Origin of the sequence: Xanthomonas indica, assembly GCF_040529045.1 — a bacterium.
GTDB classification, from domain to species: Bacteria; Pseudomonadota; Gammaproteobacteria; order Xanthomonadales; family Xanthomonadaceae; genus Xanthomonas_A; species Xanthomonas_A indica.
Window position 1 is genome coordinate 3,281,937 of sequence record NZ_CP131914.1, and the last position, 20,810, is coordinate 3,302,746.

Genomic DNA, 20,810 nt, shown 5'->3' on the forward strand with positions numbered 1-20,810 from the left:
TCCCGCATGACCCGCCTCGACGCCACCCGCACCATCCAAGCGCCCACCGGCAGCGCCCTCACCGCCAAGAGCTGGCTGACCGAAGCGCCGTTGCGCATGCTGATGAACAACCTGCACCCGGACGTGGCCGAGCGCCCGCAGGAACTGGTGGTGTACGGCGGCATCGGCCGCGCCGCACGCGACTGGGCGAGCTTCGACGCCATCGTCGAGACGCTCAAGCGCCTGGACGACGACCAGACCCTGCTGGTGCAGTCGGGCAAGCCGGTGGGCGTGTTCCGCACCCACGCCGACGCGCCGCGCGTGCTGATCGCGAACTCCAACCTGGTGCCGCGCTGGGCCAACTGGGACCACTTCAACGAACTGGACAAGAAAGGCCTGGCCATGTACGGCCAGATGACCGCCGGCAGCTGGATCTACATCGGCGCGCAGGGCATCGTCCAGGGCACCTACGAGACCTTCGTGGAAATGGGCCGGCAGCACTACGGCGGCGACCTGAGCGGCAAATGGCTGTTCACCGGCGGCCTCGGCGGCATGGGCGGCGCGCAGCCGTTGGCCGCGGTGATGGCCGGCGCCTCGTGCCTGGCGGTGGAATGCCGCAAGAGCAGCATCGACATGCGCCTGCGCACCGGCTACCTGGACACCTGGACCGATTCGCTGGACGAGGCGCTGCGCCTGATCGCCGACGCCTGCGCGGCGAAGACGCCGCGCTCGGTCGGCCTGCTCGGCAACGTCGCCGACGTGCTCGCCGAACTGCTGGCGCGCGGGGTCAAGCCGGACCTGCTGACCGACCAGACCTCCGCGCACGACCCGGTCAACGGCTACCTGCCGCAGGGCTGGACGGTCGAGCAGTGGGACGCCAAGCGCGTCTCCGCCCCCAAGGAGGTGGAACAGGCCGCGCGCGCTTCGATGGCCAACCACATCCGCGCCATGCTCGGCTTCCACTCCCTGGGCGTGCCGACCGTGGACTACGGCAACAACCTGCGGCAGATGGCGCTGGAAGAGGGCGTGGCCAATGCCTTCGACTTCCCGGGCTTCGTCCCCGCCTACATCCGCCCGCTGTTCTGCCGCGGCGTCGGCCCGTTCCGTTGGGCGGCGCTGAGCGGCGACCCGGAAGACATCGCCAGGACCGATGCCAAGGTCAAGGAACTGATTCCGGACAACCCGCACCTGCACCGCTGGCTAGACATGGCCGCCGAGAAGATCCAGTTCCAGGGCCTGCCGGCGCGGATCTGCTGGGTCGGCCTGGGCGACCGCGATCGCCTGGGCCTGGCGTTCAACGAAATGGTCGCCAAGGGCGAACTGAAGGCGCCGGTGGTGATCGGCCGCGACCACCTGGACAGCGGCAGCGTCGCCTCTCCCAACCGCGAGACCGAAGCGATGGCCGATGGCTCGGACGCGGTCTCCGACTGGCCGCTGCTCAACGCCCTGCTCAACACCGCCAGCGGCGCCACCTGGGTGTCGCTGCACCACGGCGGCGGCGTCGGGATGGGGTTCTCGCAGCATGCCGGCATGGTCATCGTCTGCGACGGCACCGAGGCGGCGGCCAAGCGCATCGCCCGCGTGCTGTGGAACGACCCGGCCACCGGCGTGATGCGGCACGCCGACGCCGGCTACCCCATCGCCTTGGAGTGCGCCCGCGAGAAGCACCTGGACCTGCCGGGCATCCTGCGCTGAGCCCCGCACCCGGCCGCCGCCCCGAGGCGGCGACCGGGTGCACCAGGCGCCAAACCGGAACTGCGTCACCGCTCCGACGATGCACCCTCAAGATCGGCCGCGCCACGCCGACAAGGGATGCATCGTTTCAAGGAGCCTGCATGGGCATCCTGATCTACCTCACTCCTGCCGTGGCGCTGTGGGCTGCCGTTGCCACCGCGTTCGCGCATGGCTTGTTCCAGCGTCTGGGGCATGCCTATCGACGCGACGCGACTGCGAAGGAGGCCATCGCGCGGTATCAGGCGGCGCTGAGCCAGCTGAAGGCGCAGGCCGCCGCCAGCGCGCAGGAGCTGGAGACGCTGCGTCAGGACCACGAGCGCCTGCGCGCGACCTACGAATACGAGGCGGCACCCGCGGCGGCCGCGTCCGCCACCGCCGCGCCTGCCAATGCGCCTGCGACCGCAACCTCGAAGGTGGCGCCCGCCCCGGCCCCGGTCGCGCCGCCGTCGACCATCGCCCTGGCGCAGATCGACATCGCCGACGAGGTCGGCACCCTGCTCGCGCACGTCGCGCGGGTGGCGCGCAGCATCCGCCGCTACAGCGCCTACAGCCGCGGCCACAACGGACAGGAACCGGCCAGCGCACGCTACGACCTGCACTGGCTCTCGGACTGCCTGCACAATCTCGACCAGGTCGGCCATGCGCTGGCCCGCAACAACATGGAAACCCTGACCGCGGCCTGCACCGAACTGCTGACCATGTACGAGCAGTACCTGCGCGATGGCTCCGGCTACAACAGCCGCGACACCTTCCAACGGCTCAGCACGCAAGTGCCGCTGGCCGAAGTCACCGATGCGATCCGTTCGATCGCGGCCAAGGCCTCGCTGGCACGGCAGGCGCAGGCCGCGCAGGAACAGGCCGCGCACGCGCACGAACGCATCGCCGAGAGCCACCAGATCGACGCACTGTCGATGCTGTGACGGCGGTGTCCGCGCGGACGGCCGCCGGCATGGCCGTCCGCGGCCCGCGTTGACCCGGCCGGTCGCCCGTGCTGTGATGCCTGCCGGTCAGGGCGGAGCGGGATCATGGCGGACAGCAAGGCGGCCTTCGAGAAAGCGGTCCAGGACATCAAGCAGCGCGCGGAGCGTCCCGACAACGACACCCTGTTGCGGCTGTATGCGCTGTACAAGCAAGGCTCGGAGGGCGACGTGAGCGGCGCCAAGCCGGGCTTCTTCGACTTCGTCGGCACCGCCAAGTACGAGGCCTGGGCCAAGCTCAAGGGCATGCCGCAGGCCGACGCGCAGAAGAAGTACGTGGACCTGGTGAAGAAGCTGCTGGCCTGATGGCCCGCGACACCCGGCGGCGCATCCTCGAGACCGCCCTGGCGATGTTCAACGCACAGGGCGAGCCGCACGTCACCACCAACCACATCGCCGACGAGCTGGAGATCAGCCCCGGCAATCTGTACTACCACTTCCGCAACAAGGACGACATCATCGAGCACCTGTTCGCGCGCTACGAGGAGCGCATGGACGCGGCGCTGGCGTTGCCGAGCGCGCGCCTGCCCGGGCTGGAAGACATCTGGCTGCAGTTGCACCTGGTGTTCGAGTGCATCTGGGACTACCGCTTCCTGTACCGCGACCTGGTCGAGATCCTCAGCCGCAGCCGGCGCCTGCGCCTGCGCTTCGCGCGCATCCTGCGCCGCGCCGACGCCAGCGTGCAGGCGGTGTTCCAGGGGCTGGCGCAGACCGGGGCGATGCGCGCCAGTCCTCAGGAGCTGGAGGGCGTGGCCACCAATGCGCTGGTGGTGGCCACGTTCTGGCTCAACTACGCGGCCGCACGCGGCGAGAAGGACGAGCAGGTGGCGATCCGCCAAGGCATCGTGCAGGTGATGCGCCTGATCGCGCCGTTCCTGCGCGAGATCGAACGCGCGCACCTGGCCGCGCTGATGGACGCCTATCTGGATTGAGACACCCCGCCCCCCGCGCGCAAACGCACGTGGCGCAACCGCGCTCAGCCGTCGGTCGTGGCGCCGTCGAGCACGTAGACCTTGCACACCAGGCCTGGCGGCTCGCGATAGGTACGAAAGCCGACGGCGTCGTAGTACGCCTGCCCGAGCGCATTGTCGGCGGCGATGCTGGCGTCGATCCGGGTCAGCCCGGCGCTGCGCGCCGCCGCACAGGTAGCCCGGAACAGTGCACTGCCGACGCCACGGCGCGCGGCGCGCGGGTCGACGTGGGTGCCGATGATGCCCCAGCCGTCGGCAACGTCGTAGGCATTGCCGGGACGGGCGATCCGCAGCGACTGAAAGCCGAGGACCGCACCGTCGGCGTCCTCGGCCAGCACGCACTGGATGCGGTCGGGATGCGTCAGGTAGGTCGCGCAGACCGTCGCCAGGTCGGTCGGCGCCTTGCGCAGGCCGGCGGCGAAGATGGCGTTCTGCACCGCCACCATGGCGGCAGCATCGTCGCGCGTGGCGGGCCGGATCTGCATGACGCTGTTGCCTCGGGTCGGGTCGGGTCGACGCGGCCGAGTATGCCCGAGCGCGCGTGCCGCTGTGCGCCGTGGCATACGCCAGGTCAGGCGCCGGTGCGGCGTGCCCTGCCCGCGCTCGCCGTGCGTTTGCCGGCCGGCTTCTTGACGACGCGCTTCTTGGCGGCGTGCTTGCCGGTGGCCGCGCGCTTGCGCGGGTGCGGGCGCGGCTGCAGCCCCAGCTTGACCAGCACCGGTTGCAGGCGCGCCTCGACCTCGGCGCTCAGCGGCTGCACCTGCCCGCGCAGCGCCGCGGCGCCCTCGCGCACGCTGCTCTCGGCCTCGTCGGCCAGTTGCGTGGCCAGCGCCTTCAATGTCGCCGCGCCCTGCGCGGCATCGGCCGCTGCGGCCAGCGCGCGCTTGCGGGTCAGCGCGACCACGCCCAGCCCGGCCAGCCACAGGTGCCGCGGGTTCAGCCGATCCGGCCGCAGCGCGGAGGTGGAACGTTTCTTGGTCGCCATCGCACGATCTCCAACTGGGCCGACGTGGCCCCGATGCGCGCCATGCTGGCGCCGGCGGCTTGAGCAAACACACTATCCGCCGCCACCCTTGCCACGCGCCGGCGCCCGCGCCATGCTCGGCGCGGACGCCGTGGCCCGGCGCCGCACAGGGAGATCCGCATGGCTGCAACATCGGGCGCGTGGGCGCCGTTTCCGTACGACGCCAAGGGCTACGCCTACGCTGGCGATGCGCTGAAGAAGGCCTGGCCCAAGTTGCACGCCGGCGACCGCGAGCCCTACCCGGATCCGGCCCATGCGCAGGCGCTGCTGGACGCCGCCGGCAAGGCCGGCAAGGGCAACGATGCGCAGACCCTGTCGGCGGCGCTGATCGAGGCCTGGCGGGCCTTCCACCACGGGCAGTTCCAGCAGGCCTACGAGGGCGGCAAGGCACTGGGCGTGTTCGGCGCCTCGGTCGCGGTCAAGGCGATCGGCATCCACGCTGGCTATCTGGTCGACGACGAAAAAACGCAATTGCAGCGGCTGCAGCAGGCCGCGGCACTGGCCGAGGCGGCGATCGCCGCACTGCCGGACGAGGCCAACAGCCACTACCGCCACGCCTTCGCGCTGGGCCGCTACAGCCAGGGCCTGAGCATCGTCAAGGCGCTCAAGCAAGGCATCGCCGGCAAGGTACGGGCATCGCTGGAAGCGGCGCTGGAGCTGGAGCCCAAGCATGCCGAGGCGCACATGGCGCTGGCCCTGTACCACGCCGAGATCATCGGCAAGGTCGGCGCGATGATCGGCGGCCTGACCTACGGGGCCAAGGCCGCCACCGCCGAACAGCACATCCAGCAGGCGCTGAAGTTGGTGCCGGACGCGCCGATCGCCCACATCGAACACGCCAACGTATTGCTGTTGCTGCATGGCGACAAGCGCGAGGACGACGCCGCCGCGGCGTTCGAGAAGGCCGCCAAGCTCAAGCCACGCGATGCGATGGAGGCGTTGGACGCGGCGTTCGCGCGTGACCAGTTGGAGTAAGCGCCGCCCTGTTTGGCAGGCGTGACATGGCGGGGGCAGGCGTCAATTGCCATGCCTGCCCCTCCGCGGTAGCGGTGCGCCGCCGGCACTAGCGTGTCTCGCAGGAGCGGCTTCGGCCGCGACAGGCGTTCCCGGGGAAAACCTGTCGCGGCTGAAGCCACTCCTACCTACAAGGCGCGAATCGCCCATGCCTCGCGCGGACGCATCGCGACGCAACGCTGCTCGCTGGGCGGCAGGCAGAGCGACCGAAGACGCCCCTCCCGCGCCCACCCGTCCCGCCGCCGCGAAGCCGCATCGCGACCTCGCAGCGACGGTCCGCCTCACTTTGCCGGCGGCAGCGCGTAGGCGATCACGTAGTCACCGCGCTTAGTCTCCATGAAGTGATGGCCGGCGGCGACGATGACCAGGTACTCGCGGCCGTCGACCGCGTACACCATCGGCGTGGCCTGGCCGCCGGCGGGCAGCTTGGCCTGCCACAGGGTCTTGCCGCTGGCCAGGTCGATCGCGCGGATCATGTCGTCGGTCGCCGCGGCGATGAAGATCAGGCCGCTGGCGCTGACCACGGCGCCGCCGTTGTTGGGCGTGCCGATCTCGATCGGCAAGCCGGAGTGGATGCCGAACGGGCCGTTGCCGCGCGCGCTGCCGAACGGACGGTCCCACAGGGTCTTGCCGCTGGCCAGGTCGATCGCGCGAATGCCGCCGTAGGGCGGCTGCTTGCACAGCAGCCCGGTGAACGGCAGCCGCCAGCCGGCGTTGACGTTGATCGCGTACGGCGTGCCCGCCTGCGGATCGCCCGCGCCCTCGGCGCCGCCGCTGTCGCCGCGCACCTGATCGCGCGGCGCCCAGCCCATCTTGTCGGCCTTGGCGCGCGGCACCAGCAGGTTGTAGTTGGGCATGTCGTTGTAGTTGGCGACGACCACCCCGCGCTGCGGGTCCACCGCCACGCTGCCCCAGTCCGAGCCGCCGTTGTAGCCGGGATACTCGATCGAGTGGCGGTCGGCTTCCGGCGGCGTGTAGATGCCCTTGTAGCTGGCGCTGCGGAACTGGATGCGGCACACCAATTGGTCGATCGGGGTCATGCCCCACATGTCGCGTTCGGTCAGGTCGCGCTTGCGCAGCGAGTGGTACAGCGAGAACGGCTGGGTCTTGGCGCGGCGCTGCGGTTCCACGCCGCCGCCCGGCACCGCGCGTTCCTCGACCCCGACCAGGGGTTTACCGGTGCGCCGGTCGAGCACGTACAGCTCGCCCTGCTTGCTCGGCAGCAGCACCGCCGGCACAGTCTTGCCGTCATGCGGGAAATCCAGCAGGGTCGGTTGCGACCCCAGGTCGTAGTCCCACACGTCGATATGGGTGGTCTGGAAATTCCACACCGGCTTGCCGGTGGTGACGTCCAGCGCGACCAGCGAGGTCGCATAGCGGTCTTCCTGCGGGGTGCGCGAACTGCTCCAGTAATCGGCCGAGGAATTGCCCATCGGCAGGTACACGTAGCCGAGTTGTTCGTCGCCGGCCGCGCTGGTCCACATGTTGGGCGTACCGCGGGTCCAGGTCTGCCCCGGCGGCGGCGCGCCGGCCCAGTCCGGATGGGTCATGTCCCAGGCCCAGCGCAGCGCACCGGTCACCGCGTCGAAGCCCTGGATCACGCCGGACGGCTCGTAGCGCTTCTGTCCATCCAGCACCTGGTGCCCGGTGACGACCACCCCGCGCACGATGGTCGGCGGTGAATTGATCGAGACATAGCCGGGCGGCGTGGAGCCCATGCCGACGGTGATGTCGACCTGGCCGTGTTGGCCGAAGTCCTCGCAGGGCTTGCCGTCGGCCGCATCGACCGCGATCAGGCGCCCGTCCAGGGTGCCTTCGATGATGCGATGGCGGCACGCGGCCGACGCCGTCGGCTGGCCATCGGGCACCGCGTAGTAGCTGACGCCGCGGCAGGCGGCGGTGTACGGGATCGCCTTGTCCGCCACCTTGGGGTCGTAGCGCCAGCGTTCCCGGCCGCTGCGCGCATCCAGGGCGATCAGTTGGTTGCGTGCGCTGCACAGATACAGGCTGTCGCCGATCTTCAGCGGCGTGGTCTCCGCGCCCCAGCGCTTGTCCGGCAGGTCGCCGGTGCGGAAGGTCCAGGCGGTGCGCAGTTGCGCCACGTTGCCCGGGGCGATCTGGCGCAACGGCGTGTAGCGGCTGCCGGCGTTGTCGCGGCCGTAGGCGGCCCAGTCGGCATCGGCGGGCGCATCGGCCGGCTGCGCGCCGGCGCGCGGGGTCGCCAGCGCCGCGGCCATCCCGGCCGCATGCGCCAGCGTGCCGTCGGCCTCGGTCACGCCGTACGGCAGGAACGCCAGCGCGAACGCGCCGACGAACACCAGGGCCAGCACCGCGGCGAGCGCGCGCGACAGCGTGCGCGAGAACGGCCGGTCCAGCCGCGGCAGCAGCAGCGCCAGCAACAACGCCAGGAACACCATCAGGCCCATGCGCGGCACCCAGCGCCAATAATCGGTGCCCGACTCCCATGCCGCCCACAGCAGGGACAGCAGGAAGGTCGCGGCGAACCACAACGCGCCGCTGCGCCGCGCGCGCCACAGCTGCACGCCGGAAATCGCCAGACCGAGGCCGGCGACCAGGTAGTACCAGGACCCGCCCAGCGCCAGCAGCCAGGCGCCGCCGGCCGCCAGCACCACGCCGATCAGCGCGCAGGCGCCGCCGAGCAGGCGCAGCGGCCAGCCGCCGCGACGCTGCGTTTGTTCGAATGCATTCATTGCCACTCCTTGCAGGACACGGCCACGCGGAACATCCGACGTGGCAGCGGCGCACACGCGCCGCGCATCCTTATCCCAAGCAGCAAGTGAACGTGATGCGTTTCTCGGTGACACACGCTGACACGCAACGTTGCGGTCCTCGTGACCCGGCGCCGACCTGGGCGTCACGCCGCTTGTGTATCGCCCCCAGCGGCGATCCGACATCGTCATCCGGACGCATGGAACCGCCTTGGCACGGCACGCGTGCGCCGCACGCGGACACGCCCGCCGCGTCACGCGCCGTCCCCGAAAACGACGACGCCGGCACGAGGCCGGCGTCGTCGTTCGCTCAGGCGCGGATCACTCCTGCAGCGGTGCCGCCTCGCCAGCGGATTCGGCGACGCCGTCCTCGCCCGGCAGCGCGTCTTCCTCGACCAGCGAGCCGTCCAGGCGTTCCACCGCCTGCAGCTTCTCGCCCTTGGACAGGCGGATCAGGGTCACGCCCTGGGTGTTGCGGCCGACGCGGGAGATTTCCGAGGCGCGGGTGCGCACCAGGGTGCCGCCGTCGGAGATCAGCAGCACTTCGTCGCGCGTGCTCAGCAGCACCGCACCGACCAGCTTGCCGTTGCGCTCGCTGGTCTGGATGCCGATCACGCCCTGGGTACCGCGCCCCTTGCGCGGATACTCGCCCAGCGGGGTGCGCTTGCCGTAGCCGTTCTCGGTCGCGGTGAGGATGTAGGCATCGGCCTCGTCGCCGTTGCGCGCCTCGGCCTCGACCTCGGTGTCGGCCGCGGCGTCGACATCGTCGGCGTCCTCGTCCTGGCCCTCGGCCGGCTCGGCCACGATCAGGCTGACCACGTACTCGCTCTTGGCCAGGCGGATGCCGCGCACGCCGCGGCTGCTGCGCCCGGTCGGCTTGACTCCGCCGCGGCTCTTGCGCCGCGCGCCGCGGGCCTCGTCGCCCTCCTCGCCCGCCACCTCGTCGTCGGCCGCGGCGCTTTCGTCGGCACCGGTGTCGTCGATGACCGCATCATCGGCCTCGTCGTCCTTGGGCCGCTCGGAGAAGCGCACGGTCTTGCCGTTGGAGGCGAACAGCAGCACGTCGCGCTCGCCGTCGGTGAGCGCCACGCCGACCAGCGCGTCGCCCTCGTCCAGGTTGATCGCGATCTTGCCGATCTTGCGCTGGAACGCGAACTCGCTCAGCGGGGTCTTCTTGACCATGCCGTTGCGGGTGGCGAAGAACACGTAGCGGCCTTCGGCGTACTCGCGTACCGGCAGCACCGCCTGCACGCGCTCGCCGTTCTCCAGCGGAATCCAGTTGACGATCGGGCGGCCGCGCGCATTCGGTCCGGCCTCGGGCAACTGATGTACCGGCAACCAGAACACCTTGCCGCTGCTGGTGAAGGTCAGCAGCGTGTCGTGGGTGTTGACCAGCCACAGCTGGTCGATGAAATCCTCTTCCTTGGTCGCCGCCGCGCTGCGGCCGCGGCCGCCGCGGCGCTGCGCGCGGTAGGCGCTGACCGGCTGGCGCTTGGCGTAGCCGGCATGCGACAGGGTCACCACCACGTCTTCCGGCGCGATCAGGTCGAGGATGTCCAGATCCTCTTCGCTGTGGCGGATTTCGGTGCGGCGCGCATCGCCGTATTCCTCGCGGATGTTGACCAGCTCTTCGCGGATCACCTGCAGCAGCACGTCCGGGTTTTCCAGGATGCGGATCAGCCCGGCGATCGCTTCCAGCAGCTGCTTGTATTCCTCGGTCAGGCGCTCCTGCTCCAGGCCGGTCAGGCGGTGCAGGCGCATTTCCAGGATCTGCGTGGCCTGCACTTCGGTCAGCTGGTAGCCGCCGCCGACCAGGCCGACGCCGCTTGGCAGGTCTTCCGGGCGCGAGGCCTCGGCGCCGGCTGCACTGAGCAGCGCGCCGACCAGGCCCGGCTGCCAGGTCTTGGCCAGCATGCGCTCGCGCGCCTCGTTCGGGTTCGCCGAGGTCTTGATCAGCTCGATCATCTCGTCGATGTTGGCGAGCGCGACGGTCAGGCCTTCCAGGATGTGCGCACGCGCGCGCGCCTTGCGCAGTTCGAAGATGGTGCGGCGGGTCACCACTTCGCGGCGGTGGCGAACGAACGCCTCCAGCATCTGCTTGAGGTTCAGCAGCTGCGGGCGGCCGTCGACCAGCGCCACCATGTTGATGCCGAACACCGACTCCATCTGGGTCTGCTGGTACAGGTTGTTCAGCACCACGTCGGCGGCTTCGCCGCGCTTGACCTCAATGTAGATGCGCATGCCGTCCTTGTCGGACTCGTCGCGCAGCTCGCTGATGCCCTCGAGCTTCTTTTCCTTGACCAGCTCGGCGATCTTCTCGATCAGCCGCGCCTTGTTGACCTGGTACGGGATCTCGGTGACCACGATCGCTTCGCGGCCGTTGTCCTGGATCTCGATCTCGGCCTTGGCGCGCATGCGCACGCGGCCGCGGCCGGTGCGGTAGCCGGCGACGATGCCGGTGGTGCCGTTGACGATGCCCGCGGTCGGGAAATCCGGGCCCGGGATGTGTTCCATCAGCCCGTCGACGTCGATCTGCGGGTTGTCGATCAGCGCCAGGCAGGCATTGATCGACTCGGTCAGGTTGTGCGGCGGGATGTTGGTGGCCATGCCCACCGCGATGCCGGCCGAGCCGTTGACCAGCAGGCTCGGGAAGCGCGTCGGCATCACCGACGGTTCCTGTTCCTTCTCGTCGTAGTTGGGCTGGAAATCGACGGTTTCCTTGTCGATGTCGGCCATCATCTCGTGCGCGAGCCGCGACATGCGCGCCTCGGTGTAACGCATCGCCGCCGCGGAATCGCCGTCGACCGAGCCGAAGTTACCCTGCCCGTCCACCATCATGTAGCGCAGCGAGAACGGCTGCGCCATGCGCACCAGGGTGTCGTACACCGACTGGTCGCCGTGCGGGTGGTACTTACCGATGACGTCGCCGACGATACGCGCCGACTTGTAGTAGGGCTTGTTGCTGTGCGCGCCCAACTCGTTCATCGCGAACAACACGCGGCGATGCACCGGCTTGAGGCCGTCGCGCGCATCCGGGAGGGCACGCCCCACGATCACGCTCATGGCGTAATCGAGGTAGCTCTTGCGCATCTCGTCTTCCAGGTTGACCTGGATGATTTCCTTGGCGGATTCTGCCATTCGGGTTCCGTAAGTCTGGTGGCGGATCGACCACGACGCCGGCCCACGACAGGCGGGCCCGCCGCGGCCGCAGGCCTAGGGCGCACGGCGGTCGATCGAACCGCCGGATTCTATCATGACGGGCGCCCGATTGCCCGGTTTTTGCCGGCGCGAACAAGCACTTGCGCGCCATCGGCCGGGTTTGCCGGGCGCTGTGGCGCTGCCCCGGCGCTCAGCCGCCGAAGGCGGCGCGCATGCGCGCCGGGTCCGGCTGCTCGATCACCCCGCGCTCGGTGACGATGGCATCGATCAGCGTCGCCGGGGTCACGTCGAACACCGGGTTCCAGGCGGCGATGCCGTCGGCCACGGTGCGCGTGCCGCCGACGCCGAACAGCTCGCCCGGATCGCGCTGCTCGATCTCGATCTGCGCGCCGTCGGCGGTGTCCATGTCCACGGTGGATGACGGCGCCACCACCATGAACCTGACCCCATGGTGGCGCGCGGCGATCGCCAGCTGGTAGGTGCCGATCTTGTTGGCGGTGTCGCCGTTGGCGCAGATGCGGTCGGCGCCGACGATCACCCACTGCACCGCCCCGGTCTTCATCAGGTGCGAGGCCGCCGAGTCGGCGATCAGCGTCGCGTCGATGCCGTCCTGCTGCAGTTCCCACACGGTCAGCCGCGCGCCCTGCAGCCAGGGCCGGGTCTCGCCGGCGAACACCTTGGCGATGCGCTGCTGGGCGACGCCGGCGCGGATCACGCCCAGCGCGGTGCCGAAACCGGCGGTGGCCAGCGAGCCGGTGTTGCAGTGGGTGAGCACGCCGCTGCCGGCGGCGATCAGGCCGGCGCCGAGCGCGCCCATATGCCGGTTGGCGGCCAGATCCTCCTCGGCGATCGCCTGCGCCTCGCGCTCCAGCACCGAGCGCCAGTCGCTGCCGGCCGCGCCCAGCGCGGTGCGCATGCGCGCCAGCGCCCAGGCCAGGTTGACCGCGGTCGGCCGCGCGGCATTGAGCCGCTGCAGGGCCGGCTCCAGCTTCAGCAGCGCCTCGGCACCGTTGTCGGCCTGCACCTCGCGCGCGGCCAGCACCGTGCCCCAGCCGGCGGCGATGCCGATCGCCGGCGCGCCGCGCACGGCCAGGGCATGGATCGCCGCGGCGACCTGGTCGCTGTCGCTGCAGCGCACATGCTCCACCGCGAACGGCAGCTTGCGCTGGTCCAGCAGTTCCAGTGCGTCGCCGGTCCACAGGATCGGGCGGATATGGTCGTAGCGGGCGTAATCGATATCGAGGGCGGCGTTCATCGCCCCATTGTAAACGCCGGCGATTGCGGATTGAGGACGGCGCGGCGCCGCGGCACTGCGCTCAGTTGACGCTGAACTCGGCGCGGCAGCCCTTGTCGACCCAGATGCCGTCGCGGTCCCAGCCCCAGCTGTCGTCCTGCACGCAGGCGGCGCCGGACAGCTGCCGGCGCAGCTCGACATGGTCCTGCACACTGACCCCGCAGCGGCGCCGGGCCTTGCCCTTGGATTCGCACAGCACCGGCCGCGGACCGGCGGGGAATCCGGATCCGTCGGCGGCACCGATCTCGAACTCGCCGCGGCAGCCGCGCGCGACCCAGATCTCGTTGCGGCGCACGCCCCAGCTGCGCTCCTCGCGGCACGGCACCGACGACAGCTGGCGCATCAGCCGCACCGGCGCGCCGCGCAGCATCACCGGGCAACTCTCCAGGCGACCATCGGACTCGCAGCGCAGCACGCGGCGCATGGCGCTGCGCGGCGCCTCCCCCGGATTGGGGCGGAATTCGGCGCGACAGCCCAGGGTCACCCACACGCCGGTGGCGTCCGAACCCCACTCGCTGCCGCGGATGCAGTCGTTGTCGGACAGTTGCCGCACCAGTTGCACGCCCTGCGCGGTCGGCATCGGGCAGTGCACCCAGGTCATGTCGCGCGATTCGCAGCGCACCACCGCCGCGTCGTACGCATCGGCGGTCTGCGCCGGCGACGGCATCGGCCACACGCTTGCCGCCAATCCCAGCCAACACCAGCCACCGAGCCCGTACGCCCACTTCATGCTTGGCTCTGCCCCTATGCCTAGAACCTGAACAACGAAGACCTGCTGGCGCGCGGCGTGCGCATGCCGTGCCCGATCAAACCATCATCGGTGTGGACAACGCAACAACGCGCCGCGACAGCGCGTGACGGCCGGTTCAGGCATGCGCGAAATCGTAGGCGAGCACATCGCCGATCTGCGCGGTGCCGCGCATCGCCATCAGCAGCCGGTCCACGCCCACCGCCACACCGGCGCAATCGGGCAGCGAGGGCAGCGCCTGTAGCAGGCGTTCGTCCAGCGGCGGCAGCACCGCGCCGCGCGCCTGGCGCAGCGCATGGTCGCGCAGGAAACGCCGGCGCTGCTCGGCGGCATCGTTGAGCTCGTGATAGCCATTGGCCAGTTCGTAACCGCCCAGGTACAGCTCGAAGCGCTCGGCCACCGGCGGATCGCCAGCGCGGACCCGCGCCAGCGCGCACTGGCTGGCCGGCCAGTCATGGACCACGGTAAGGCGGTCGGCGGGGAACGCGGGCTGCAGGCGATGGGTCATCAGCAGGTCCAGCCAGTCGTCGCGGCCCAGGCCCTCGGCGTCGATGCGGATATCGCGCAACGGCTGCTGCAGCGCCTCCAGCGGCGCGGCGAACGGATCCAGCTCCAGCCCCTGCAGGAACAGCGCGCGGTAACTGAGCACCTGCAACGTCGCGCTGCGCCCGACCAGGGCCAGCGCCGTGCGCACCAGCTCCACGGTCTCCTCGATCAACTGCCGGTGATCCCAGCCGACCCGGTACCACTCGAGCATGGTGAACTCGGGATTGTGGCGGCCGCCGGCCTCGCCGTTGCGGAACACCCGTCCGAGTTCGTAGCAGTCGCCGATGCCGGCAGCGAGCAGCCGCTTCAGCGGGTACTCGGGCGAGGTGCGCAGCCAGCGCAATGCCGGGCCGGCATCGACGTGGCCGCTGAAGCGGGTCTGGAAGCTGTCGATGTTCGGCTCGGTGTTGCCGGCCGCCGACAGCATCGGCGTCTCCACTTCCAGCACGCCGCGCGCAGCGAAGAAGGCGCGGATGGCGGCATTGAGCCGGGCGCGCAACTGCAGGGTGGACAGCAGGTCCATCAGGGCGCCATGTCGAGCCGGCGGCTCAGTTGGTCGCGCGCGTCGTCACGGTAGCCCAGGCCCAGGTACAGGCGCTTGGCATCGGCGTTGTGATGGTTGACCTCCATCCGCAGCACATCCACGCCCAGCGCGCGGGCGCGCGCCTCGACCAGCGCCACTGCGCGCCGGCCCCAGCCGCGGCCGCGCGCGGCCGGGCCCAAGTACAGCTCGTCGAGCAGCAGATAGCGCCCGCCCAGTTCGACACTGAAGCAGGCGGTGATCAGCGCATAGCCGACCACCGCACCGTCCGGCGCCAGCCACAACAGCGCCTCGCCCAGTGCCGGCTGCGCCAGCAACGCCTGCAGGCCGCGCGTCACCCGCTCGGCATCGAAGGCGATGCCGTCTTCGGCGTAGAATGCCTGCAGCATCGCCAGCAGGGCCGGCTGGTCGGCCGTGCCGGCGGTGCGCCAGCGCAGTTCTTCCTGCACCATGCCAGGCGCGCTCATGCGCCCTGCCCCTGCGACTGCAGGAACGCCAGCAACTGCGCCTCGTCCCACACCGCCACGCCCAGTTCCTGCGCCTTGTCGAGCTTGGAGCCGGCGGCTTCGCCGGCAACCACGAACGCCGTCTTCTTCGACACGCTGCCGGCCACCTTGGCGCCCAGCGCCTCCAGTTGCGCCTTGGCCTCGTCGCGGGTCAGCGCGGTCAGCGTGCCGGTCAGGACCACGGTCTGCCCGTCCAGCGGACCGGCGCGGCGCTGCGTCTGCGCCGGCGCGGCATCGAGCAGGCGTCGCATCGCCGCCTCGGCCTCCAGCAAGGCCTGCGTCTGCGCCGGATCGGCCAGGTACGCGGCCAGGTTGGCGGCACCGGCGGTGGACAGGCCGGCCCCGGTCCAGCCGCTTTCGTTGGCGCGCAGCAGCGCGTCCAGGGTGCCGTAGGTGGCGGCCAGGCGCTGCGCGCTCTTGCCGCCGAGCTTGTCCACCGGCAGCGTGCCGAGCAGATGCGCCAGGTCCAGCCGCTCGCGCAATTCCGCCGGCGGCGCGCCCTCGTCGGAGAAGCGAATGCCGGCGGCGATCAGCGCATCGACCACTTCCGCATTGCCGGGCTGCTCGAAGAACGTCGCAATCGAGCGCGCCACCTCGCCGCCGATGTCCGGCAAGGCCTGCAACAGCACTGCCGGGGTGCTGCGCACGAACGCCAGCGAGCCCAGCCAGTAGGCCAGCGCCTTGGCCGTGGTTTCGCCCAGGTGCGGGATGCCCAGCGCGAACAGGAAGCGCGGCAGCGTGGTGGCGCGGCTGGCGTCGATGCCGGCGACCAGGTTCTCGGCCCACTTGGTCGCCAGCCTGCCGCCCAGGTCCACCGCCATGTGCGTGCGTAGGAAATCGGCGCGCCGCCACTGAGTGGCCTCGTCGTCCAACGCGGCGCGGCCGGCCGCGTCCAGCGCCAGTGCGCCCTTGCTGTCCTCCACCGCCTGCAGCAGGTCGGCAGCCGTGGCAGCGTCGAGCGCCGCCTTCATCATCACCAGGTCCTCCACGCTCAACGCGTACAGGTCGGCCAGCGACTGCACGAAGCCGAACTCGACCAGGGCGTCGGCCTGGCGCTCGCCCAGGCCTTCGATGTCCAGCGCGCGGCGCGAGGCGAAGTGGCGCAAGGCCTCCTTGCGCTGCGCGGCGCAGGCCAGGCCGCCGCTGCAGCGCCAGGCCACCGCGTCCTCTTCCTTGACCAGCTCCGAGCCGCACACCGGGCACGTCGCCGGCATCGTCCACGGCACGGTGCCGGGCGGACGCCGTTCCTCGATCACCCGTACCACCTCCGGGATCACGTCGCCGGCGCGGCGCACGATCACCGTGTCGCCCTCGCGCGCGTCCAGCCGCGCGATCTGGTCGGCGTTGTGCAACGTCGCGTTGGTGACGGTGACGCCAGCGACTTGCACCGGCTCCAGCCGCGCCACCGGGGTAACCGCGCCGGTGCGGCCGATCTGCACCTCGATCGCGCGCAACACGGTGGACTGTTCCTGCGCCGGGAACTTGTGCGCCAGCGCCCAGCGCGGCGCACGCGAGACGAAGCCCATCGCCTGTTGCTGGTCGTAGTCGTCGAGCTTGTAGACCACGCCGTCGATGTCGTACGGCAAGGTGTCGCGGGCGGCGCCGATGCGGCGAAAATACGCGATCAGGCCGTCGAAGCCGGTGGCGGTGTCCGCCTCCGGCGCGACCGGGAAGCCGTAGTCACGCAACAGCTGCAGCGTCTGCGAATGGGTTTCCGGCAGTTCCAGGCCACGCACCTCGCCCACCGAATAGGCGAAGAACGCCAGCGGCCGGCGCCGGGTGACCGCCGGATCGAGCTGGCGCAGCGAGCCGGCGGCGCCGTTGCGCGGGTTGGCCAGCAGCTTTTCGTTGCGCTCCAGCGCCTGCGCGTTCCACGCGGCGAAGGCGGCACGCGGCATGTAGATCTCGCCACGCACCTCCAGCACCGCCGGCGGCGGCGTGCCGAGGTCGCGCAGCTTCAGCGGCAACGAGCGCACCTGGCGCAGGTTGGCGGTGACGTCCTCGCCGGTGCTGCCGTCGCCGCGGGTGGCGCCCTGCACGAACACGCCGTCCTCGTAGCGCAGGCTGATCGCCAGGCCGTCGAGCTTCGGCTCGACCGAGAACACGGGCGCGGCCAGATCCAGTTCGCGCTCGATGCGGCGCTCGAAATCGGCGACTTCGGCGAAGCGCGTGCGATCGTCTGCGTCCTCGTCCACGCCCGGGGTTTCGAAGGCGTTGGCCAGCGACAGCATCGGGATCGCGTGGCGCACTTCCGGGAAGCCGCCGTCCGGCCGCGCGCCAACCTTGCGCGTCGGCGAATCCGCGCCGGCCAGTTCCGGGTGCGCGGCCTCCAGCGCCTCCAGCTCGCGCATCAGCGCGTCGTACTCGGCATCGGGAATCGACGCGTCGTCGAGCACGTAGTAGCGGTGGTTGGCGTCGTCGATGCGCTGGCGCAAGTCGGCGGCACGCTGCTGGGGATCGGAATTCGCGGTCATGCGCAGCGGTAGTGCGGTAACGGAGAGGGGGGCGATAGTAGCTGGAAGGCAGGGATGGGGGAGTCGGGGTTTGGGATTCGGGATTGGCTTGAAGGCCGAGATTGGGGATTGGAGATTGGGGATTCGCAAATGCCAACGCTCGGACGTCTTGCGGCGGCGGCGGTCGTACCCTCATCCGCCCCTGCGGGGCACCTTCTCCCGGTGGAGAAGGGAAAAGCTGAGCCCTCTCCCGCCGGGAGGGGGGTTGGGGTGAGGGTATGGGTGCGCAATGCTCTCGTGGATCTGGCAATGCGAGGCTTCGCCCGGACCCTCATCCGCCCCTGCGGGGCACCTTCTCCCGAGGGGAGAAGGGAAAAGCTGATTCCTCTGCCGCCGAGAGGGGTTGGGTTGAGGGTATGGGCGCGCAATGCTCTCGCGGATCTGGCAATGCGAGGCTTCGCCCGGACCCTCATCCGCCCCTGCGGGGCACCTTCTCCCGGGGGGAGAAGGGAAACGCCGAAGCCCCTCTCCCGCCGGGAGAGGGGTTGGGGTGAGGGTATGGGCGCGCAATGCTCTCGCCGAGCTGGCAATGCGAGGCTTCGCCCGGACCCTCATCCGCCCCTGCAGGGCACCTTCTCCCGAGGGAGACGGGAAACGTCGAGGCCCCTCTCCCACCGGGAAAGGGGTTGGGGTGAGGGTGCGGAGCGCGCGGCGCCATCGACGTCAGCGCCCCGGCTTTTGCCAATCCCCAATCCCCAATCCCCAATCCCCATTCCCCATTCCCCATTCCCGATTCCCGATTCCCGGCTTTTAAGCCAATCCCAAATCCCCAATCCCCGCCCCACACCACCCTTGCCCCACCATTAACACCCCGTTAACGTGACCTCCCCCCGCCCGCTCTGGAGAGCCCCGTGTCGCTACCGGTCTCGCGCCGTTCCTTCCTGTCCCTGGCCACCTCCGGTCTGGCGCTCGGCGCCGTCGGCCTGGCGCCTGTCGCGGAGGCGGCGCGGCGCAAGGCGGCCGCCGCCGCGGTCACGACTCCCGGCGTGGCGCCGGCGGCCGGCACGGTGTACCTGAACTTCAACGAGTGCCCGCTGGGTCCTGCGCCCGCAGCGCTGGCGGCGGCGCAGGCGATCCTGCCGCGCAGCGGCCGCTATCTGTTCGAACTCTCCGACGAACTGATCGCCGCCTTCGTCGGCCAACAGCGCCTACCGGCCGACCACGTCGCGGTCTATCCCGGGTCCAGCGAGCCGCTGGCGCGCGCCGCGCGCGCCTTCACCTCGCCGCGCGCCGGCGTGGTGGTGGCCGACCCGACCTTCGAGGCCGTCGCCGATGTCGCCGCCGCGCATGGCGCGCCCGTGCGGCGCGTCCCGCTGCGCGCCGACGGGGCGCACGACGTCAAGGCCATGGCCAGCGCCGACCCGAACGCCGGCCTGATCTACCTGTGCAATCCGAACAACCCGACCGGCTCGATCACCAAGCGCGCCGACATCGAGTGGCTGCTGGCCAACAAGCCCGCCTCCAGCGTGCTGCTGGTCGACGAGGCCTATCTGCACTACAGCGAAGAGCCGTCGGTGATCGACCTGATCGGCCAACGCCAGGACCTGCTGGTGCTGCGCACCTTCTCCAAGCTGTACGGCATGGCTGGTCTGCGCCTGGGCCTGGCGGTGGCGGCGCCGGGGCTGCAGACCAAGCTGGCCGCGTTCGGCCAGAATCCGGTCTCGGTGCCCGCCCTCGCCGCCGGCATCGCCAGCCTGCAGGACCTGCAACTGGTGCCGACCCGCCGCGCCGAGAACGCGCGCATCCGCGACGCCACCATCGCCTGGCTGCAGAGCAAGGGCTACAAGTGCCTGCCGTCGCAGGCCAACTGCTTCATGGTCGACGTCAAACGCGACGGCGCCGCCTTCGCCGCGGCGATGGCCAAGCAAGGCGTGATCGTCGGCCGCAGCTGGCCGATCTGGCCGAAGCTGGTCCGCGTCACCGTCGGCAGCGAAGCGGAGATGCTGCGGTTCCGGGAGGCGTTTGTGAAGGCGCGCAAGTAGCGCGCCTGGGATTGGGGAGTTGGGATTGAGGATTCGTAAAAGCGGGTTGCCGTGGGGCTGAGGCGTGGCTGGTGTTGCCTCGGTGCGTCGCATTCACGATGTACGATTCGCTAGCTCCGGCACGGCGCGCCAGACCGGGGCCCGAGTTCGGGAATCGTGATTGGAGTTCGCGAGAGCCAAAAGCCAGGGCTTCTGGCGTCGGCGGCGGTCGTACCCTCATCCGCCCCTTCGGGGCACCTTCTCCCGAAGGGAGAAGGGAAAAGCGCGCTCGAGGATCAGCGCGACAGGGACTCGCTTTTACAAATCCCCAATCCCGACTCCCCAATCCCGGCGTCGCGCCACCGGCGCGGCGCTCACCAGCGCGGCGCCTTCGTCAACGGCGGCGCCTGGTGCTGGCGGTCGTAGGCGCGCAGGTCGTCGCGGATGTGGGCGATGCGCTGGCGGCCCAGGGCGTTGCGGCTGTCGTCCAGGACCACGCCGTCGAGCAGCTCGCCCATGCGCTGCACGGTCGGCAGCATCTTCTCCCAGGCGTCGAGCGCGGTCAGCGGCGCCGGAAGGGTCAGGAAGAAGGCGATCGCCGGGGTCTCCATCTCGCGGATGTGGGCCATGTCGAAGCTGCCCGGCTTCATGATGCTGGCCATGCTGAAGATCGGACCGCGCTCCGGATGGCCTTCCACCAGGCGGTGGAACACGTTCATGTGGCCGAAGGTCAGGCCGGTCTTCTCCGCGGCCACCACGATGTCCTCGCCGCGCAGCACCTGGCCCGCGCGGGCGGCGACGTACAGCGAGACGATCTTGTCGAAATCCTGGCTCGGCCGCTTGCCGAGTTCGGTGCCCGGCGCTTCCGCCGCGGGCAGGCCCAGTTCGGGTTCGCGCGCCTCGCCGTCCGCACCCGGTGCGGCCAGCGCGTCATCGCCGGTGGCCGGGGCATCGCCCAGCGAGGGCTCGCGGCGCGGCGCGGCCGGATCGGCCGGCTCCACGCGCCGGCCCTGGCTCGGTTTCTTCGGGCGGCCGAACAGGAAGATCGCCGCAATCAACAGCAAGCCGGCGGCGAGGATGCCGATGCGTAGCATTGCCATGTCGGACATTCAGG

16 protein-coding genes are annotated in these 20,810 nt (G+C 70.5%); 6 read left to right on the forward strand and 10 right to left on the reverse strand.

The features are described from left to right. Positions 1-6 precede the first annotated feature (6 nt). From hutU to Q7W82_RS14275, 4 genes are all read left to right on the forward strand, one after another. A complete protein-coding gene (gene hutU, locus Q7W82_RS14260) occupies positions 7-1,674 on the forward strand; it encodes a urocanate hydratase (RefSeq protein WP_242160375.1) in 1,668 nt (555 codons plus the stop codon). Between the two features lie 140 nt (positions 1,675-1,814). Beyond that, entirely contained in the window at positions 1,815-2,633 is an 819-nt protein-coding gene (locus Q7W82_RS14265; RefSeq protein WP_242160376.1) for a hypothetical protein, read from the forward strand. Between the two features lie 105 nt (positions 2,634-2,738). After that, positions 2,739-2,996 (forward strand): acyl-CoA-binding protein, encoded by a 258-nt coding sequence (locus Q7W82_RS14270; RefSeq protein WP_010342548.1) that lies wholly within the window; start codon positions 2,739-2,741, stop codon positions 2,994-2,996. After that, a complete protein-coding gene (locus Q7W82_RS14275; protein ID WP_242160377.1) occupies positions 2,996-3,622 on the forward strand; it encodes a TetR/AcrR family transcriptional regulator in 627 nt (208 codons plus the stop codon). The genes Q7W82_RS14270 and Q7W82_RS14275 overlap by 1 nt, the downstream gene beginning before the upstream one ends. A gap of 44 nt (positions 3,623-3,666) precedes the next feature. On the opposite strand, the gene Q7W82_RS14280 is transcribed toward Q7W82_RS14275, so the two are convergent. Together Q7W82_RS14280 and Q7W82_RS14285 are read right to left on the reverse strand one after the other, a co-directional pair. Beyond that, complete coding sequence (locus Q7W82_RS14280) at positions 3,667-4,146, reverse strand: GNAT family N-acetyltransferase (protein ID WP_242160378.1); 480 nt, start codon at positions 4,144-4,146, stop codon at positions 3,667-3,669. Positions 4,147-4,232: 86 nt separating this feature from the next. After that, positions 4,233-4,646, reverse strand: coding sequence for a hypothetical protein (locus Q7W82_RS14285; RefSeq protein WP_242160379.1), 414 nt, complete (start codon positions 4,644-4,646; stop codon positions 4,233-4,235). 159 nt (positions 4,647-4,805) lie between these two features. Between Q7W82_RS14285 and Q7W82_RS14290 the strand changes: the two genes are divergently transcribed. Further along, complete coding sequence (locus Q7W82_RS14290; protein ID WP_242160380.1) at positions 4,806-5,660, forward strand: hypothetical protein; 855 nt, start codon at positions 4,806-4,808, stop codon at positions 5,658-5,660. A 320-nt stretch (positions 5,661-5,980) separates the two neighbouring features. Here the strand turns inward: Q7W82_RS14290 and Q7W82_RS14295 are convergent, their stop codons facing one another. The 7 genes from Q7W82_RS14295 to ligA all read right to left on the reverse strand — a co-directional run bounded on the left by Q7W82_RS14295 (position 5,981) and on the right by ligA (position 17,696). Continuing rightward, the gene (locus Q7W82_RS14295) at positions 5,981-8,410 is read right to left on the reverse strand and encodes a membrane-bound PQQ-dependent dehydrogenase, glucose/quinate/shikimate family (protein ID WP_242160381.1); all 2,430 of its coding nucleotides are present in this window, start codon (positions 8,408-8,410) and stop codon (positions 5,981-5,983) included. Between the two features lie 339 nt (positions 8,411-8,749). Then, positions 8,750-11,566 (reverse strand): DNA gyrase subunit A, encoded by a 2,817-nt coding sequence (gyrA, locus tag Q7W82_RS14300; protein WP_242160382.1) that lies wholly within the window; start codon positions 11,564-11,566, stop codon positions 8,750-8,752. A 211-nt stretch (positions 11,567-11,777) separates the two neighbouring features. Further along, positions 11,778-12,842: an S-methyl-5-thioribose-1-phosphate isomerase gene (mtnA, locus tag Q7W82_RS14305; RefSeq protein WP_242160383.1), complete on the reverse strand. Its 1,065-nt coding sequence runs from the start codon at positions 12,840-12,842 to the stop codon at positions 11,778-11,780. Positions 12,843-12,903: 61 nt separating this feature from the next. Beyond that, positions 12,904-13,548, reverse strand: a complete 645-nt coding sequence (locus tag Q7W82_RS14310; RefSeq protein ID WP_160947880.1) for a DUF3011 domain-containing protein — start codon at positions 13,546-13,548, stop codon at positions 12,904-12,906. A 199-nt stretch (positions 13,549-13,747) separates the two neighbouring features. Then, a complete protein-coding gene (gene epmA / locus Q7W82_RS14315) occupies positions 13,748-14,698 on the reverse strand; it encodes an EF-P lysine aminoacylase EpmA (protein WP_242160384.1) in 951 nt (316 codons plus the stop codon). Continuing rightward, positions 14,698-15,183, reverse strand: coding sequence for a GNAT family N-acetyltransferase (locus tag Q7W82_RS14320; RefSeq protein WP_242160385.1), 486 nt, complete (start codon positions 15,181-15,183; stop codon positions 14,698-14,700). The genes epmA and Q7W82_RS14320 overlap by 1 nt, the downstream gene beginning before the upstream one ends. Continuing rightward, positions 15,180-17,696, reverse strand: coding sequence for an NAD-dependent DNA ligase LigA (gene ligA, locus Q7W82_RS14325; RefSeq protein WP_242160386.1), 2,517 nt, complete (start codon positions 17,694-17,696; stop codon positions 15,180-15,182). Before ligA ends, Q7W82_RS14320 begins: the two co-directional genes overlap by 4 nt. 890 nt (positions 17,697-18,586) lie before the next feature. Here ligA and Q7W82_RS14330 point away from each other — a divergent pair. Continuing rightward, positions 18,587-19,717, forward strand: coding sequence for a pyridoxal phosphate-dependent aminotransferase (locus Q7W82_RS14330; protein ID WP_242160387.1), 1,131 nt, complete (start codon positions 18,587-18,589; stop codon positions 19,715-19,717). Between the two features lie 353 nt (positions 19,718-20,070). Here Q7W82_RS14330 and zipA read toward each other — a convergent pair whose 3' ends face one another. Continuing rightward, entirely contained in the window at positions 20,071-20,805 is a 735-nt protein-coding gene (gene zipA / locus Q7W82_RS14335) for a cell division protein ZipA (RefSeq protein ID WP_242160388.1), read from the reverse strand. Positions 20,806-20,810 lie beyond the last annotated feature (5 nt).